This is a genomic window from Fibrobacter sp. UWB1, assembly GCF_002210325.1.
GTDB lineage: Bacteria > Fibrobacterota > Fibrobacteria > Fibrobacterales > Fibrobacteraceae > Fibrobacter.
In genome coordinates this window covers 78279-95881 of record NZ_MWQL01000006.1, presented here as the reverse complement: position 1 = coordinate 95881, position 17603 = coordinate 78279, and the positions used below count along the sequence as shown (strand labels likewise).

At 50.2% G+C, this 17603-nt stretch carries 20 protein-coding genes; 15 read left to right on the top strand and 5 right to left on the bottom strand.

Annotated features, from left to right (window positions below):
• Positions 1–72 precede the first annotated feature (72 nt).
• Both B7988_RS06605 and B7988_RS14880 read left to right on the top strand, forming a co-directional pair.
• Complete coding sequence (locus B7988_RS06605; RefSeq protein ID WP_088657294.1) at positions 73–1344, top strand: ATP-binding protein; 1272 nt, start codon at positions 73–75, stop codon at positions 1342–1344.
• The gene (locus B7988_RS14880; RefSeq protein WP_141225587.1) at positions 1335–1514 is read left to right on the top strand and encodes a glycosyltransferase; all 180 of its coding nucleotides are present in this window, start codon (positions 1335–1337) and stop codon (positions 1512–1514) included. The genes B7988_RS06605 and B7988_RS14880 overlap by 10 nt, the downstream gene beginning before the upstream one ends.
• 65 nt (positions 1515–1579) lie before the next feature.
• Here the strand turns inward: B7988_RS14880 and B7988_RS06600 are convergent, their stop codons facing one another.
• On the bottom strand, positions 1580–1765 hold the full coding sequence (locus B7988_RS06600; protein WP_073056928.1) for a hypothetical protein: 186 nt from the start codon (positions 1763–1765) through the stop codon (positions 1580–1582).
• The gene (locus tag B7988_RS06595; RefSeq protein WP_088657293.1) at positions 1766–3319 is read right to left on the bottom strand and encodes a hypothetical protein; all 1554 of its coding nucleotides are present in this window, start codon (positions 3317–3319) and stop codon (positions 1766–1768) included.
• 151 nt (positions 3320–3470) lie between these two features.
• Here B7988_RS06595 and B7988_RS06590 point away from each other — a divergent pair, with 151 nt between their 5' ends.
• The 11 genes from B7988_RS06590 to B7988_RS06540 all read left to right on the top strand — a co-directional run bounded on the left by B7988_RS06590 (position 3471) and on the right by B7988_RS06540 (position 11654).
• Entirely contained in the window at positions 3471–3794 is a 324-nt protein-coding gene (locus B7988_RS06590) for a killer suppression protein HigA (protein WP_141225586.1), read from the top strand.
• 8 nt (positions 3795–3802) lie between these two features.
• Complete coding sequence (locus tag B7988_RS06585; RefSeq protein ID WP_088657291.1) at positions 3803–4807, top strand: HigA family addiction module antitoxin; 1005 nt, start codon at positions 3803–3805, stop codon at positions 4805–4807.
• 142 nt (positions 4808–4949) lie between these two features.
• On the top strand, positions 4950–5750 hold the full coding sequence (locus B7988_RS06580) for a prepilin-type N-terminal cleavage/methylation domain-containing protein (protein ID WP_088657290.1): 801 nt from the start codon (positions 4950–4952) through the stop codon (positions 5748–5750).
• 59 nt (positions 5751–5809) lie between these two features.
• On the top strand, positions 5810–6166 hold the full coding sequence (locus B7988_RS06575) for a histidine triad nucleotide-binding protein (protein WP_088657289.1): 357 nt from the start codon (positions 5810–5812) through the stop codon (positions 6164–6166).
• A gap of 119 nt (positions 6167–6285) precedes the next feature.
• Entirely contained in the window at positions 6286–7173 is an 888-nt protein-coding gene (gene recO / locus B7988_RS06570; protein WP_088657288.1) for a DNA repair protein RecO, read from the top strand.
• Positions 7152–7901 (top strand): 3-methyl-2-oxobutanoate hydroxymethyltransferase, encoded by a 750-nt coding sequence (gene panB, locus B7988_RS06565; protein WP_088657287.1) that lies wholly within the window; start codon positions 7152–7154, stop codon positions 7899–7901. Before recO ends, panB begins: the two co-directional genes overlap by 22 nt.
• A 281-nt stretch (positions 7902–8182) precedes the next feature.
• Complete coding sequence (locus B7988_RS06560) at positions 8183–8485, top strand: histone H1 (RefSeq protein WP_088657286.1); 303 nt, start codon at positions 8183–8185, stop codon at positions 8483–8485.
• Positions 8486–8575: 90 nt separating this feature from the next.
• Positions 8576–9022, top strand: a complete 447-nt coding sequence (locus B7988_RS06555; protein ID WP_212668294.1) for a hypothetical protein — start codon at positions 8576–8578, stop codon at positions 9020–9022.
• Entirely contained in the window at positions 9015–9908 is an 894-nt protein-coding gene (locus B7988_RS06550) for a phosphatase (protein ID WP_083564595.1), read from the top strand. The genes B7988_RS06555 and B7988_RS06550 overlap by 8 nt, the downstream gene beginning before the upstream one ends.
• A gap of 88 nt (positions 9909–9996) precedes the next feature.
• Positions 9997–10719: a pseudouridine synthase gene (locus tag B7988_RS06545; RefSeq protein ID WP_073323160.1), complete on the top strand. Its 723-nt coding sequence runs from the start codon at positions 9997–9999 to the stop codon at positions 10717–10719.
• 104 nt (positions 10720–10823) lie between these two features.
• Positions 10824–11654 (top strand): metallophosphoesterase, encoded by an 831-nt coding sequence (locus tag B7988_RS06540; RefSeq protein ID WP_088657285.1) that lies wholly within the window; start codon positions 10824–10826, stop codon positions 11652–11654.
• 98 nt (positions 11655–11752) lie between these two features.
• Here B7988_RS06540 and B7988_RS06535 read toward each other — a convergent pair whose 3' ends face one another.
• Complete coding sequence (locus B7988_RS06535) at positions 11753–12361, bottom strand: toxin-antitoxin system YwqK family antitoxin (protein ID WP_141225585.1); 609 nt, start codon at positions 12359–12361, stop codon at positions 11753–11755.
• A gap of 117 nt (positions 12362–12478) precedes the next feature.
• Between B7988_RS06535 and B7988_RS06530 the strand changes: the two genes are divergently transcribed.
• Positions 12479–13918, top strand: coding sequence for a radical SAM protein (locus B7988_RS06530; RefSeq protein ID WP_249268881.1), 1440 nt, complete (start codon positions 12479–12481; stop codon positions 13916–13918).
• A 257-nt stretch (positions 13919–14175) separates the two neighbouring features.
• Positions 14176–14514 carry a GIY-YIG nuclease family protein gene (locus B7988_RS06525; protein ID WP_088657283.1) on the top strand — a complete coding sequence of 113 codons (339 nt, stop codon included), beginning with the start codon at positions 14176–14178 and terminating at the stop codon, positions 14512–14514.
• Positions 14515–15410: 896 nt separating this feature from the next.
• On the opposite strand, the gene B7988_RS06520 is transcribed toward B7988_RS06525, so the two are convergent.
• Positions 15411–16613 (bottom strand): acetylornithine/succinylornithine family transaminase, encoded by a 1203-nt coding sequence (locus B7988_RS06520; RefSeq protein WP_088657282.1) that lies wholly within the window; start codon positions 16611–16613, stop codon positions 15411–15413.
• Complete coding sequence (gene argB / locus B7988_RS06515) at positions 16594–17385, bottom strand: acetylglutamate kinase (protein ID WP_072812227.1); 792 nt, start codon at positions 17383–17385, stop codon at positions 16594–16596. The genes B7988_RS06520 and argB overlap by 20 nt, the downstream gene beginning before the upstream one ends.
• Positions 17386–17603 lie beyond the last annotated feature (218 nt).

The window sequence follows — 17603 nt, the reverse complement described above, 5'->3', positions numbered from 1 at the left end:
AAATTATTGCATTCATAGGAATTTTTGTTTATATTAGTGTACATATTAGGCAATTAAGAAAAAATATTAAGCATGAAGATAAAAAGACCAAGGTACATAGAATCTCTAAAAAACCGCATGGGAAACGGGCTGGTGAAAGTTATCACGGGCATTCGTCGTTCTGGAAAGTCGTATCTACTTTTTGAACTTTTTTACGGTTACCTTTTAGAGACGGGCGTGGAGCGAGACTCCATTATTTCCATCGCGCTGGACGATGAGAAACTGTCTGAACTGCGAGACCCCTCTCGACTCCTGGAATTTATTCAACAGAAAACCCCTGACCCATCGCAAAAATACTATCTGTTTCTGGATGAGATTCAGTACGCCATCAGCGAAGATGAATTGAAACATCCGAACAAGCCGTTACGCATATACGGGGTGTTAAACGGGCTGTTACGGAACCTCAATATCGACATATATGTAACCGGTTCCAATTCCAGATTTTTGTCGACTGATGTGATGACCGAATTCAGGGGGCGCGGGGATGAAATCCACGTCCTTCCGTTTAGTTTTTCCGAATACATGCAGGCGTTTGATGGCGATATATACCATGGATGGGCCGAGTATGTTACATATGGCGGGCTGCCGCTTGTACCCTCATTGAAAACCGACGAACAAAAGTCAACTTATCTAAAGAGTCTTTTTAAAGAAACCTACATCAAGGATATTATCGATAGGAATAAAATCCGAAAGAGTGCTGAACTAGACGACCTGGTGAACATACTGGCCTCTAGCATCGGCTCGTTGACTAATCCTCATAAATTAAGCAGTTCCTTCAAAAGCATTTATCATTCGGATGTCAGCGAACAGACTATCGCCAATTACATTTCTTATTTAGAAGACGCATTTATCTTGTGCAGGGCCAACCGATACAATGTCAAAGGACGGAAATACATAGGAACCCCGAATAAGTTCTATTTCGAAGATGTCGGGTTGCGTAATGCGCGCCTGAACTTTAGACAAATGGAAGAAAACCACATTATGGAAAATGTCGTTTTTAACGAACTGCGTTATCGGGGTTTTAATGTCGATGTGGGTGTAGTTGAAAAACGTTCAGTAACTGAACGAACATACTACGAGATTGACTTTGTTGCAAACAAGGGTAGCCAACGCTACTACATCCAGTCTGCATTTGAAATGAGCGATGCAGAAAAACGGGAGCAGGAAACAAAGTCTCTCGAAAGCGTATCAGACGGATTCAAGAAGATAATCGTGGTAAAAGATGTCGTAAAGCCTTATTACGACGAAAAGGGTATTTTGACCATTGGTCTATTTGATTTTTTAATGGATTCGTCGTGGATGTAATTCCCTGCTACCGTTACGAGATTGTGCTGGTGAACGACAGCAGTCCCGACAACGTGTGGAGCGTCATCGAGAGATTAGCGCAAAAAGAGAAAAACATCTACATCAATGATTCCCCGCAGTATGTGATTAAAGAAATTAAGGGATCAATCACAAACAAGCCACAATTGTAAGCGGATTTTCCCGTGCAAAGTCGCTGTATTCGTTTAATTGTACCGGATTCGGTACAATTATTGTTTCAAAGTACAAGAATTGTTTTTATGGAAAGTTCAGTCCATTTGGCAAGCGTAGGCAAGTCAATTATTTTTGCATCTCTGCATTTTACTGCTAATTCATAACGATATTGTAATGACCCCTGGGCTTTGCCCAATGCGTGAGCCTCTTCATAGCTTAGTGTAGGGTCTATTTTTCTTTTTCGTTTCATTTATACTCTTTGTTGGCTAGCAAATTGTTGTTTCCATTTTTCATGTGCCGATTCAACTATGGTCGTATTCTGCAAGAGAATTTCCATGGCTAGAGTAAGTCCAAGACTGAAATTTTCAGAGGAATCGCCTCCGAACATATGACACATCTCATGGACATAGGTGGACAAACCGTCATAGAATTTATCCGATTCAAAAATTGTTCGCTTTAGATAGACGCATTCAATTTTATTCCTGACACAAAGGTGATGTGCATTACTCTGTTTTCGCTTGTTTTTCCTTAGGGTAGCCATTCCGTGATATGTAGCTTTGGGATTTGTTATAACCTTGTGCTGTGGCCAAGGATCCGCGATAAAAAAGCCATTAAACATTTGTTTGCAGACATCTTCAAGAATCGTGAAACAGTTACTTTCTATTCCAGGAGCAACATTTTTGTCTATGACAAGTCCTCCATTGCGCCTACACTCGTCTTCAAGAGACGGGTAGCCCAATACAGAAAAAGGTTCCCCGACTAGGGTGTATTTATCGCGGTAATTATTGTACCAACTTCTTGCTTCTTGCCGTAAATTCATTTGCAAACGATTTAGTTTAGGTTCAAGAAACAGGAGATTCGGATATTTCTGCTTGAATTCTGAGCAGCAATTGGATGAGTACAATATGTTAAGCAATAGCCGTTGTAATACGGGGCTCCAATTTTCAAAATCAAATCTTTTTGTTCTATTGGAGAGCCAAACGCGACGCATTTTTTCTAACATACGAATAGACGCAGCGGCTGTTAATTGGACGCTGATTCTTTTGAATATCGTGACAACCTCCATGTTCAACAAGTTGTCGCGTTCGCGGTCATTTTGTTCAAAATCATGCAAGCAGACGACTAAATCAAATGGGTTTGAACCCCTTAATTGATAGCCACAAAAAACAATCCCTTTTCGTCCGTAGTCGTAATTATAGGGAAGCTTTCGGTCGTATTCTACTTTACTGCGGGTATAGACAGCGCCTTCTGCGTCTTCCCAAATTTTTTCTCCTAGGAGTTCGTTTTCAGGATAGTAAAAGCTCTTTAGTACAGTCTTGAAAAGTGCAAAATCGTCCTCGGAGACCCCTTGTAAAACAAGCTCGCTTTTCTGATTAGACTCATTTGTTTCGGATATGTCGTATGCGAGCATTTTGACGCCTTGACCATCTATCGTTTGGTCTATGCAAATTACATTGAGGTTCCAGTTCCCAGAACTCATTTTAATTGCCCATTTTTTGTCGCGCAGAGCGCACAGGGATGCTATCTTAAAGCCTTCACCGAAATAGCCTGCATGTTTTTCTGTAGAGCTGGTTTTTGTTGATGCTCCGATATGCAAAAGCCATTCGTAACTGAAAGTTGTGTTCTCGATGCGCATCGCCAATGTCCCGTCGCAGAATTCGTACTGAAAGCGTTGCGACCATTGATCAACGGGAACCGAGTCGTAAAAATTCTGAACATAATCCCGTAAAATGTGGAATGAGTCCCAATGAACGGGATAGGAGTATACAATGTTTAATGGAATAATTTTGGATGTTTGGCTCATTTTGCCTCTGGTTGGCCTCCTTTTCCGGGGCCAATGATGATTAATTTCCTTTCTCCAAAATATATAAAATATTTTATAAAAATGATATACCTATTGATTTATTTAAAATTTTAATGTATATTATAAGTGTATTAAAATAATGAGGTGGTGGGTGCAAGTAGTATATGCAGATAAAGAATTGGCTCGCTGCGCAGGTGACAAGACCTATGCAGTGAGGAAAATGGGGCAACGTCGTGCGGACATCTATTTGGATAGGATAAACGACCTTCAGGGCGCCGCTGATCTGGACTCCTTAAAGAATGTTCCTGGACGATACCACGAGTTGGTAGGCAATCGCGCTGGACAATGGGCGTGCGATTTGGACCATCCGTATCGGCTTATCTTTAAGCCGGTTATGAATAGTGCTGGAAATATTGTTGGATTGATTGTCGAAACTACAATTTCTATTCTAGAAATTGTAGATTATCACAAGTAGGAGCGTTTATGCAGGTATATAGATGTGATGAATTGGCTTATGTGACTCCGCCAGGCAGAACTCTGTCGGAAAAGCTTGAAGAAATGGGCCTTGACGCCAACGATTTGGCTGCGCGTATGGGCTACACCCCCAAGGCAGTGAACGATATTTTGCAGGGCAATTGCCGTATAACGCCAGAAGTGGCGTTTTCGCTTGAGGTAATAACCGAAATTCCTGCGAGCTTCTGGTTGCGCCGTCAAATTGCGTACGATGAGTACCTTGCCCGCGAATATGTCAAAGCCTCCCTTGACAACCAGCCTCTCTGGAGAAAGTCTTTCCCCGAAGAACTAGACGTGCGCGGTTGGGTGCGGCGCGGTAAAATCGAGGGTGACGACAAATCGGGACTTTCGCTCCTCAAGTTCTTCGCCGTAGCATCTCCCCAAGCATGGGATGGCTACTACAAAAAAGCTCAGCTGAAGGTGGCGTTCCGCATTTCTTTGGCGGAGGTCAAGGACCCGTACGCTACATCTGCCTGGATTCGTCGGGGCGAGATTCTTTCGGACCGTGACCCGATGGAAAAACAGGAACAGATTCCCGTTCGCAAGCGCCTGAAGGCGGCTCTCCCTGAAATCATCGCATTTGCCGCGGCGAACAAGACTTTACCGAAGCACGAAAAGAGAATCACCTACTGGACGCCCGAAGCGGATGTCGTTGACGACTGCATGACAGGCCTACAGAAATTGTGCCGTAAAATCGGGATTCGCGTATTGTTCGTACAAAACTTCAAGAGCGCCCCTATCCATGGTATGTACCGTTGGTACAAGGACGTGCCCCTTATCCAACTTCACGATCGTTTCAAGGATCGTGCGACCATGTGGTTCACATTTTTTCACGAATTGGCACATGTGCTGTACCACGGGAAAAAGGGAATCTGCCTACAAAACATCGAAATCACACACAACCACCCCGAAAAGGAAGACGAAGCAAACTGTTTCGCGCAAAAATGCATGGTGGATGCAGGTTTTGAGATGTAGCAACTGAAAAAAAAATCCGCTTTATTAATGTTTTTACTCCAATTTGGAATAAGAAAAAAATCATATTTTTGTTACAGGTCACAGCCCCGTGTAAATTTTTGTTTTATATTTACAAGGTTGAACCTGAAGAAGGGGTAATCTTATGCTGACTAAGGTTTTAAACAAAACAACCCGAAATAGCCGAAAGGCCGGTTTTACCATCGTAGAACTGATGGTCGTGATTATCGTCATCAACTTGCTTTCGGGAGTCGCCCTCCCACAGCTCACAGACTATATCGAAAAAACAAGACAAAAAATTGACCTGATGAAGCTTTATCACCTGCGCGACGCCCTTAACAGGGCTTTATACGAAGGCGACGTACACGATATAGACGAATCGGCAACTTGCAGTAACAGAAAAACCAACAAAGATAGCTTAAGCAAATGGTTAGCCACCGATAACGGTGTAACGTTGTTCATTATGGAAATGCACGACATACTCCCGACCAATTATCAAGCAGACAACAAAAACAGAATCAAAGATGATACTCAAAACATGTGCGGTCTTCTTACAGGCGGCGGTTTTTGGGCAAGCGCTCTTAAGGACGCCGGTTTCGGAGCCATCGCCGACATTTTATACGCCAGAGATCACAACAGCAACAACATCAAATCTACCAGTACTTTCACCGCCTACAAAGTAAAGATCAACAACCAAGACTGGTGGAGAACATTCCCAACACAGCCTCTTTTTATCAGCAGGGCAATAAACGGAGACCCAGACGCAGCCAAAACCGGAGACGGCGGACAAAATAGATACAACTTTAAAGTCAGGTGGACAGGTGGAAAAGAGAACAGCCATTCTATTGAAGTCTTCATACAGAGCGTACGAGGCACTAATAAAGGAAAGCCGTTCACGACACGACTGGGAACCTGTTTTTCGACTGAAACCGCTCTCTGCTATTAATATTATGGTCGCCCCTCCAAAAGACGGGCGGCCCTTCTTTTTACTACTTTATAGTCACTATGAGTGAAAACTGTCTTTTCTGCAAAATCATCAAGGGTGAAATCCCTTCCAAGAAAATCTACGAAGACGACGACGTGTTCGCCTTCTACGACATTGCCCCGCAGGCCCCGGTACACTTTTTGGTAGTGCCGAAGCGCCATATTTCAACCATCATGGACATGCAGCCGACCGACTGCGAACTGGTGGGCAAGATGCTTTACCGCGCACAGCTTATCGCCAAGGACCTCGGCATCGAAGAATCGGGCGCACGCTTCGTATTCAACTGCAAGGCCGACGCGGGCCAGACGGTGTTCCACATTCACCTGCACGTGCTTGGTGGCCAGGTCATGGGTTGGCCTCCGTTCCCCAAGGCATAACATTCCCCACTGTCATCCCGGCGTAAGCCGGGATCTCCTCTTCTAGCTAAGAAAAATTCTTTTTTAGAAGGCATCAAAGGAGGTCCCGGGTCAAGCCCGGGAAGACATTTCTGCAACAAATGGTCAAAACTCAGGCGATAGTTCTGCACCGGTTTGCGTACAGCGACTCGAGCTTTATCGTGAAAGCGCTCACGGAAGAGTGCGGCGTGGTGAGTTTTATCATAAAGGGAGCAAAGCGCAAGGAGTCGCCCTTCAAGGGGGCGCTCGACCCACTCGCACTTTCGGAGGTGGTGTTCCGGCAGAACCCGAATACGGAGCTCCAGTTCATCAAAGAGGCGTCGATTGTCGACTGGCATGCAAGCTTGCGCCAGTCGCTCTTGTACCTGGCGGAGGCGCAAGTAATGGCGGAGATCGTGCTGCGGTATGCGCCGCAGGGCGTGCCGCTGCCGGACGAGTTCCAGCTGCTGGAAGGCTCGCTCAAGGCGTTCGACGCGGTTGCCGCTGCGACAAGCGCGGATATCGCTACGGAAAAGGCTGCCGACGCGGGCACCGCTGCAGGCGCAGAGGGCGCGCCGGATGGCAGCCAAGCTCCCGACGGCAGTTTCGAAAAAGGCCCCGGCGGAAATTCCAGCGGCATTTTTGCGCGGTGGCTGCTGGACATCTGCGACCTGTGGGGCTACCACCTGGAACTTTCGCAGTGCAGCCGCTGCGAAAGGCCCTTCACCGAAGCTCCGGCCGACTTTTTCCCGGAATCGGGCACGCTCATTTGCAAGCAATGCCTAGGCGTGCAGAGTGCCCGTGCAAAGCCAGCGACTCTCGCCGGGCTCTGGGAGCTCTACCTCGCCGAAAAAAACGGCCTCGAGGCCCCACAATATCTAAAAGGCGCCTTCTTCGTGGAGAACGCTTTGCTATCTTATCTGCGCAATCACATCGGATTCCTGAAAGAAATCCATTCCCTTTCATGGCTACAGGAGGTTCGTAAGTTATGCTCAGCCCAATCGACATAAAGAACAAGAAAGCTAAGGGCGAAAAAGTTTCGATGATTACCGCCTACGACTACGCTTTTGCCCAGATGGCAGAGGCGGCAGGCGTAGACCAGATTTTGGTAGGCGACAGTCTTGCTAACACCATGCTCGGCTACAAGAGTACCCGCGAAATCGGCATGAACGAGATGCTGATTTTTGTGGCGGCAGTTTGCCGCGGCGCCCCCAACACCCACGTGGTGGCCGACATGCCCTACCTAAGCGACAAGGACCCGCAAACGGCCTACGACAACGCACGCCGCTTTATGGACGTGGGGGCCGCTTGCGTAAAAATCGAGGGTACCCCCGCTGGCGTGCACGAATACCTGCTGAGTCACGACATTCCTATTTGCGCGCACCTCGGGCTCTTGCCGCAGACGGCCGAAAACTTCAAGCAGAAGGGCCGTACCGAAGAAGAAGCGGCCGCAATTATCGAGGCGGCCAAGTATGTAGACAGCCTAGGGTGCTTTGAGATGGTGCTGGAACACATTCCCGAAGAACTCGGCACCAAGATTACCGGCATGGTGAACGCGGTGACGATCGGCATTGGTGGCGGAAAGTTTACAGACGGCCAAGTGCTGGTGATGCACGACGCCCTAGGCATGCACCAACGCAAGCTGCCACCGTTCGCAACGAAGTTCGTCGACATGTACAGCCTGGGTGTCGAAGGATTCAAGAAGTACATCGAGAGCGTACAAGCCGCCGGGAAATAGTTGCGCAAAAAAAATCAAGCGTGACTTTGGTAACGCAATGTTCGTATCTGCTTGATATTCTTTGAGTTAGATTTTTTCTAACTCATTTTTTTGTTTGGATTTTCCGAAATTACATACAAATTAAAAATTTTATAGCAAGGTGAGAAATATCACCTTCATAATCTTTTTTTTGTAAAAAAACAACTTTTTTTTAATTTTTTTTGAAAAAGGTGTTGATTATTTGTGAAAATAAGTTATTTTATACACAGCTAATTCACAACATAACCATAAGGAAGAAAAAAATGGCTACTACAAAGACTGCAAAGAAGCCGGCTGCTAAGAAGCCCGCTGCTAAGAAACCCGCTGCCGCTAAGAAGCCGGCCGCTGCTAAGAAGCCCGCTGCTGCAAAGAAGCCGGCTGCTAAGAAGCCCGCCGCCAAGAAGCCGGCCGCTGCTAAGAAGCCTGCTGCTGCAAAGAAGCCGGCTGCTAAGAAGCCCGCCGCCAAGAAGCCCGCTGCTGCAAAGAAGCCGGCCGCTAAGAAGCCCGCTGCTAAGAAGCCGGCCGCCAAGAAGCCCGCTGCTAAGAAGCCGGCTGCTAAGAAGTAATCTTCCAGATTCTCCTTTGTTAATGAACCCTGGACCCGTTCCAGGGTTCATTTTTATATATGCATAGGCACCGTTTTCTATTTTTGGGCTATGATTTCTGAAAAAGACCTTGCTGAACTCGAAAACATTCCCTTTGAACAGCGCATCGAGCGCGTCGAAAAACTTTTAGAAGGCAAAAGCGAGCCCCGCGCCTTTGAACTCGGGCTTTTGCTCGCCTTAAAAATGGGCCAAGAGATTCGCGAGGGCAAGGAACTGGGCAGCACTTCGGGCGACCTGGTTGCCAGCTGGAGCGGAAAGCATCCGGATTCCGTAGTGGAAGAAGCCATTGCGTTTGCCAAGGAATTCTTGACGAATCCGGCAAAACTCGCGGAGAAGATTAAGTCCGGCGTTCTCTCCTCGGACAACGAGAGGAGATCCCGGGTCGAGCCCGGGATGACAGAAGGCTCGGAGGCCGGGATGACAGAAGGCTCGGAGGCCGGGATGACAGAGGGCGGTGATGCCGCGGCGAACGCAGGCAACGAGGCGCAGAATGGATAACAAGCTGATAGCGACGGTCGACATCGGAAGTCACAGCTGCATTCTCTTGATTGCGGCGTTTGAGGAGGGGGTGCTGGTGCCCAAGCTCCAGAAGGTGGAAGTCTGCCGACTGGGCGAAGACATTTACGAACACGGCGCGATTACCGAGAAGCGAATCAAGGAACTCGAAGCGATTATGACGAAGTTCCGCATGGACTTGCACGCGCTGGGCGCAAACCTCAAGGCCGCCGTGATGACCGAAGCCATGCGCAATGCCGAAAACCCGGACGAAGTGATTGCCGCCGTCGAAAAAGCCCTCTGGGTCAAACCCAGAATCATCAGCGGTGAAGAAGAAGGCAAGCTCACCTACCGCTCGGTCAAGGAATGGCACGGCGAAGGTATCGTGACGATTGACATCGGAGGCGGTTCCACGGAACTCAGCAACGGCGACAACACGTTCTCGATTCCGGTGGGCGCCCTCAAGATGTTCAAGGCCATGGGCCCGATCCCTGGCCCCGAATACAAGAAGTTCGTGAAGGAGACCTTCAAGGAAGTCAGCTTCAAGGGAATGACCAAGAAGCCGGTGTACTTGATTGGCGGCACGGGTACGGCGCTTGCCATGGTTTACCTGAACAAGCAGCAGTTCGACTACAAGGCGATCGAAGGCCTGGAACTTTCCATTAGCGACCTGGATGCCGTCACGACGCGAATCTCCAACTTGTCCAAGGAACTCCGCGCCATGCTTCCGGGCCTTGAAAACGGCCGTCACGAAGTGATTATTTGCGGGCTGTTCTGGCTGAAGTCGCTCCTGGAAAAACTCCGCGTCGAAACATTTAAGATAAGTACCGCGGGACTCCGGTTCGGACTACTTTATGAGGATAAAAAAGCTGATGCCGGAAAAAGCTGATTCCGGGTCAAGCCCAGAATGACAATCAGCCTGGATGACCTAATCACTAACCACTGCCTACTGTCTACTTCCTACTGCCAACTTTCCTATGCGTATCAACAAATACATTTCTCTTTGCGGTATCGCGAGCCGTCGCGCGGCCGACGCCTTGATTGAAGAAGGCCGCGTGCAAGTGAACGGCGACGTGATTAAGGACTTGGGCCACCAGGTCGACGAGAACGCCGACAACGTTGTTGTCGACGGCAAGCCCGCCCGACTCCCGCGCAAGACGACGACCATCATGTTCCACAAGCCGGCCGGCTGCGTTTGCACCAAGACCGACCCGCAAGGCCGCCGCACGGTGTACGACTACTTGCCGCCCGCCTACCAGAGCCTTAAGTATGTGGGCCGCCTGGACTTGCAGAGCCGCGGGCTGTTGCTGTTCACCGACGATGGCGAACTCTTGCACCGCCTCACGCACCCGAGCTACGAAATCCCGCGCAGCTACTACGTGTGGACAGACCGCCCGCTGAGCGAGCACGCCGCGCAGAAGCTGGTAGACGGCGTTGACATTCGCGAAGAAGGCGCCGAACAAGAAGAAATCGCATTCGCCACCGACATTTATTTAGAGAAAGGCTTTGCCGAACTCGTGCTGATCGAAGGCAAAAACCGCGAAATCCGCCGCATGATGCGCGCCGTAGGCTACGAGATTCGCGACCTCAAACGCGTGAGTTACTGCAAGCTGACTTTGGGCGACTTGCCCGCCGGCGAATTCCGCGAACTCACCGCCGACGAAATGAACAAGCTAAGGCAAGCGGTTCACGTAAAATAATGTGAGATGTATGATGAGGAATGTGAAATGAAAAATAGATCATATCTAATCTCACATTACACATTTCACATCACTCATTTATTAACCAGTAACGAATAACTCTTATGTCAAGGACTCTCTACATCGGTGATGTGCATGGTTGCGCGGATGAACTCGAGCGCATTGTAGACGCATTCGGTTTTGTACGCGGTAAAGACACACTATACCAGACGGGCGATATCATCAACAAGGGTCCCGACATGTTGCGGGCACTGCAGTTCGTGAAGGACAACGGAATCCTCACGGTGCGCGGCAATCACGAAGAGCACTTGATTCGTGCGCTGGAACTGCCCGAAAGCGGCTGGACCGAAAAGCAGCGCGCCCGCTTCGCCAAGCTCCCGATGGAAACCTGGCACGCCATTGCCGCCGAGGTAAGCACCTGGCCCCTGTGGCGCGACACTCCACACGCGCTGCTGGTTCACGCCGGATTGGAGCCCGGCAAGGTCAGACTAGAGGACATGGACCGGGAAGTTATTTTGTCCGTAAGATACTGGAATGATCGCCCGTGGTTTGAACAAATTAAATGGAACAAGACAGTGGTATTCGGACATTGGGCTAAAATGGGATTCGTGAACCGCCCCGGATTCATCGGGCTTGACGCGGGTTGCGTTTACGGCAAAAAACTGATGGCCTGGTGCCCCGAAGAAGACAAATTCTACGAAGTGCCCGCCGCCCGCGAATATTCGCCGGTCAAAGACAAGGCGAAAACCGCCATAGACGCCCCTTGCATTGTACCAGGCGACCACTTGCCCGAAGCCAAGCAGCCCAAGTCATTCGAAGATATTAAGGCGAAAATTGCAAGCGGCGATATCGCACTCGCCGACGACAGCGAACACGCCAAAGAAATCCGCAAAGCCTCGCCCAGCGTTGCCGCCGAGTGGGCAGGATACCCGTAGCCATCTGTCTTCCCGCACGTAGATGCGGGATCTCCTCTTGTTGTTTTGGAAAGCCGTAAAAGGAGGTGCCGGGTCAAGCCCGGCATGACATTCTTTAATTAAAAGTCGCAGTTCTTAATGCAACGGTTTTGAACAAATTCCGCTTCAAGCACTTTGACGCCCTTGTTGTAACGGCGGTACGGCCCGTGCCTTAGGCCATGTTCCAAAGTCATCTCTTCTTTGAGACCACCCAGATCATCGAAAATTTTTGCAACCCCGTGCAACTGTCCGCGCATGTACGGCAGCTTGCGGCGCAGGCGCCCCTTGTCGTCCCACTCTTCGGTCATTCCGTCGAGCAGCCCATCACGGTAAACTTCCTTGCTTTTCTTTTTCCCGTTTTCAAAGTACGTTGTCGAGATTCCCTCTTCGATACCGGCCTTGTAGCCGATAGTCTGCCACACCTTGCCGTTTTCGAAATAACTCCTGAACACCCCGTCGAGCTTGCCGTTTTTGTACGGAGCCTCGATAGCGACCTTACCGTTCGGGTGATAACTGTAGGCTATACCTTCACGAATGGAAGTCCCTTTTTGGACCGCGTAAAGGCGTGAAAGCGTACCTTCGGCGTAAAATTCTTTTATCGTATCAAGCGCCACCGCCGGCGAATTTTGCGCCAGCGCAATCGAGCACAGCCCACATAGAGAAATACACAACGAAATCAACACTTTCATCGAAACCAAATGTAGCTTTATCTCCGATAATTATGTATTTTGCCATTGCTTATGCGCATTACTTTTTTAAATCCCCCGTTTCATCCGATGTTCAGTCGCGAGTCGCGCAGTCCGTGCGTGACCAAGTCCTCTACCCTTTACTGGCCCATGTTTTTGAGCTACGCCGCCGGCACAGTCGAAGCCGACGGTAATGAGATTCAGCTCATCGATAGCCCGGCCATGGAACTCGACCTCGCGCAGACTCTGGATGGTATCAAGAAGTTTGACCCCGAGCTCGTGGTTTGCAGCACGAGTACGCCGAGTATTCTGAACGACCTGAAGGTGGTGCACGCCATTAAGGAAGCACTCCCGAAAACCAAGATTGCGATCATGGGTACGCACGCTACCGCCGAACCGCTCGAATCTATGGAAATGGAACCGAGCCTCGACTTCGTGATTATCGGCGAGGCGGACTACACCGCCAGGAATCTCGCCCGCTACCTGCGCGGCGACATCAAGGATATTTCAAGCATCGCGGGCCTTGCCTTCCGCAAGGCCGACGGCACGGTAGATTTTCAGCCCGAAGGTCCGAAGATTGAAAACCTCGACGAACTGCCCTGGGTGTCCAAAGTTTACCGCAAGTACCTGTACAGTTGCTACAAGAAGTATTTCTACGGTGCGAACCTGAACCCGCTGATTGTGATTTTGAGCGGACGCGGTTGTCCGAACCGCTGCAGCTACTGCGTGATTCCGCAGACGCTGAACGGCCACAAGTTCCGTCGCCGCTCTCCGAAAGATGTGGTGGACGAACTGCAGTATATCAAGGAAAACTTTGACGACTTGGGCGAAGTATTCTTCGAAGACGACACGTTTACCGCAAGCCACGAACACGTACGCGAAATCTGCAACCTGATTCTGGAACGCGGCCTCAAGATTACTTGGAGCTGCAACGCTCGCGCCGATGTGCCGCTCGACTTGCTCAAGCTCATGAAAAAGGCCGGCGGCCGCGAAATGTGCGTGGGTTTCGAAAGCGCTTCGCCTGTGGTTCTCGAAAACATCCACAAGGGTGTCAAGAACACCGACAAGGCAATCGAATTCACCAAGAACGCCCGCAAGGCAGGCCTCTTGGTACACGGCTGCTTTATGGTCGGCAACCCGGGCGACACGCCGGAAACGCTCCGCATGACGCTCGACTACGCCAAGAAGTTGAACCCGAATACGGCTCAGTTCTACCCCATTATGGCATACCCCGGCACCGAGGCTTACAAGGAAGCCTTGGAAAGCGGCGCGCTACAGACAAAGGATTACAACCAGTGGCTGGACAAGGACGGTTTCCACCGCACCACCATCCAGCGCGGCGAACTCACCAGCCAGGCTTTGGTCGACTTCTGCGACAAGGCCCGCCGCGAGTTCTACCTGCGTCCGAGCTATATTCTGCGCCAGGGCATCATGGCGATCAAGAACCCGCGTGAACGCTACCGCGTGATGCGTGGATTCGGCACGCTCGTGAAGCACCTGTTCCGCAAACACGGACAGCTCGCCCCTGTCGCGCGCCAAGCCCCGACTAACAAGTCGTAAAGGGAAACCCGAGGTTTCCCTCTAGACTCCTTTCCTTAGAGCATATTAAAAAGCCGCAGTTCATCACTGCGGCTTTTTCGTCATCTGTCTTCCCGCACGGCCTCGCCATCTGTCTTCCCGGCGAAGGCCGGGATCTCCTCTTGTCGCCTGCAAAAAAGAATCCACATGCCCACGAATAAAATTTTACAAGAAAAACCATATCAACTGCACTAAAAAAAGCGTGTATAGTAAGAGACACTTTAAACAGAGAGGGCAATGTGAATTACAACTTTTACGTCTACATTCTCACAAACAAATACCACACCACCTTTTACACCGGCGTCACGAACGATTTGTTCCGACGTATTATTGAACACAAAATAAAAGTCAACGAAGGATTCACAAACGATTACAACGTCAACAGATTGGTTTACTTCGAGCACTTTTTCTACATCAAAGATGCAATAGCAAGAGAAAAACAGCTAAAACGATGGAAACGTCGATGGAAAATCTTTCTTATTGAAAAGACCAACGCCGAATGGAACGACCTTGCAGAATCTATCGGTGTAACGGAAAAAATTCTTGAATCCGCAAAAGCAAGCGTTCCTTCAAACTAATACAAAGGCCCCCCCCCCGCACGGCTTTCGTCAACAGAAATGCCTCTGCCATCTGTCTTTCCGCACGTAGATGCGGAATCTCCTCTTGCTGACAGAAAAGAAACAAGCGCTCCTTCAGGCTAATACAAAGGAGATCCCGGGACGTTGCCCGGGAAGACAATCTGGAGGTTCATTCCCCAATATTCTAAAGACAAGGACGGGTAGGCGGACATCATAAAAAAGCGGCTTTTTCGTCATCTGTCTTTCCGCACGAAGATGACAATAGCCACTTGCAGCTTTGCTGCTTAGAGTACCTTGGCATAATACTAACCGAACAAAGTTCGGAGTATTATGAAGCCAAGTTACATCGGTGGCTGTGTTGTCATAATAAATTGGTAGCGGCACTAAAGTGCCGAGCCACACAGAGGATATGGTCCTCGGAACGGGGACGGAATCTCCTCTTGCTGACAGAAAAGAAACAAGCGCTCCTTCAGGCTAATACAAAGGAGATCTCCCCGTTCCGAGGATTGTGGGCACATAAGCAATAAATTGCAAGTGCCCACTAACCCGCTCAAGGCCGGGAAGACAATCCGGAGGTTCATTCCCCAATACGCCAAAGGCAGGGGCGGGTGGGCGGGTAACGCAAAAAACGGCTTTTCGCCTTCTTGTCTTTCCGCACGGCCTCGTCTTCTGTCTTCCCGGCGAAGGCCGGGATCCCCTCTTGCAGACTGAAAAAAGAATCTGCAGAAACAAGCATTTCTGCAGACTAATACAAAGGAGATCCCACCTTGGTGGCCATGCGCACTAAGCACTTCCCCAAAGAGGATAACTCTACTATGGCAACAAGTTGCCAAGTATCGTATAAAAGTGCTAAGTGCTGTCCGCCCGGGACGTTGCCCGGGAAGACATCTCAATGATTACTTCGCAGCGGCGACGAATGCCTTGCCGAGTTTCGCGAGCGCCTCTTCGCATTCCGCGGCGCTCACGTTCAGCGGCGGGAGCATACGCAGCACGTTGCCCTTGGCGCTAAGCACCATGAGTTTTTCGTTGCGGGCGGCAGCGATGATGTTACCCACCGGCATCGATTCGTCGAGAGCCACACCGAGAATCAGGCCTTCACCGCGGATTTCCTTGGCGAAGCTGTACTTTTCCACAAGGGCAGCCAAACCGGCCTTCAGCTGGGCGGAACGTTCTTCCACATTCTTCAACAGGCCCGGAATCTGCTTCACGACAGCGAGACCTGCAGCGCATGCAATCGGGTTACCGCCGAATGTGGTACCGTGGTCGCCGGCCTTGAGCTGGTCGGCAATCTTCTGGCGCAGGAGCACCGCACCCAGCGGGAGACCGCCACCGATTCCCTTGGCCAAAGAAACGAGGTCAGGGTTCAGGCCGTACTTTTCGAAACCGCAGAAGGTTCCGAGACGGCCCACACCCGCCTGCACTTCATCGACGATGACAAGGCAGCCGAATTCCTTCTGCAAGCTATTGATAGTCTGCACCATTTCGGCAGAGAGCGTCATCACGCCGCCTTCGGCCGCGAGGCTTTCGAGCATGATAGCGCAAGTGTCCTTGTTGACTTCGGCCTTAAGGGCAGCGCAGTCATTCCAAGTCACATGAACGAAGTCACCCGGCATGGAGCCGAAGCCTTCACGGATGGCCGGCTGGCCCGTCGCAGAAAGTGCGGCATACGTCCTTCCGTGGAAACTGTTCACGAACGTGATAATCTTCTGCCGGTTCTTTTCGCCCTTCCTGTCGAAATACTTACGAGCAAACTTGATAGCGCCTTCGTTGGCCTCGGTACCCGAGTTGCAGAAGAAGGCCTTGTCGAACTTGGTGATTTCCAACAGAGCCTTGCCGAGATTAATCTGCGGGTAGTTCGGGTAAAGGTTGCTGATGTGGTTGAAGTGGTTCATCTGATCCACCACCGCATCCTTGATAGCCTGGTTCTGGTGACCGAGCGCGTTCACGGCGATACCTGCCACGAAGTCCAGGTACTTGTTGCCCTGGTCATCATAGAGGTAAGAGCCCTCGCCCTTCACGAAGTTGATGTCTGCCTTGCCGTAAAGCGGCGCGATAATTTGTTTGTCCTGTTCGAGCAGGTTAGCGCAAGATTGTGCCATAGTTTAAATCTCCATTAATTTGTTTGCCAAAGTGTTCCGCGTCCTTCCAACCCACGATGTGGATGCTCTTGAGTCCTCGTCGGATCGACTTGAAACTCTCGCGGACTTTGGGAATCATACCGCCGGAGATGACGCCAGCCTCGATCAGCTTTTCGGCGTCCGCTTCGCTCAGTTCGGGAATTACATTCTTGTTTTCGTCCATCACGCCCGGCACGTCGCTCACCAGCACGAACTGGTCGGCCTCAAGCGCCACAGCCAGTTCAGATGCAGCGGTGTCTGCGTTCACGTTCCAGCTCACGCCGTTACCGTTAGCATCTGGACCGATAGAAATCGGGCTTACCACGGGAACAAACCCCGCACCCCAGAGCGCGGTCACAATGCCCGGGTTCACCTTCTTGATTTCGCCTACCAGGCCAAGGTCTACCTTGCCCTGCTTCTTGACCACCTGGAACAAGTTCGCGTCTACGCCCGAAATACCGACGGCACCACAGCCGTTGTTCAGGAGCATGCGCACAAGCTTCTTGTTCACGTGGCCAGAGAGGGTCATCTCGACCATCTTCATGATGCCGGGGGTCGTGACTCGGAGGCCGTCGATGAATGTCGGTTGTTCCTTGAGCAAGGCGATGTTTTCGTTGATGTCCTTGCCACCGCCGTGAACCACGGCCACCTGACAGCCGCTACCGGGGAGGGTAGAGACTGCCGACACAAAATCAGCCAGCTTGGCTTCGTCGATTGCCAGGCTGCCACCAATTTTTACAACCACTTTTTTCATGTTTCGATGAATTCCTGTCGGAAGGTGAAAAATGAATTTTTGCGGTAAATTTAGAAAAATACAACTCCGCTCAAATGCATGTATTCAATTTAAAAGATTAATAAACATGCGGGAGGGGCCCCAGCTCGGAGTGGACGCTATGCGTCCGTGGCTACGTTCAGTCATACAGGCAAGTAAACTTGCCTGTGCGACACTCACTTGCACACTTTTGCGAAGGC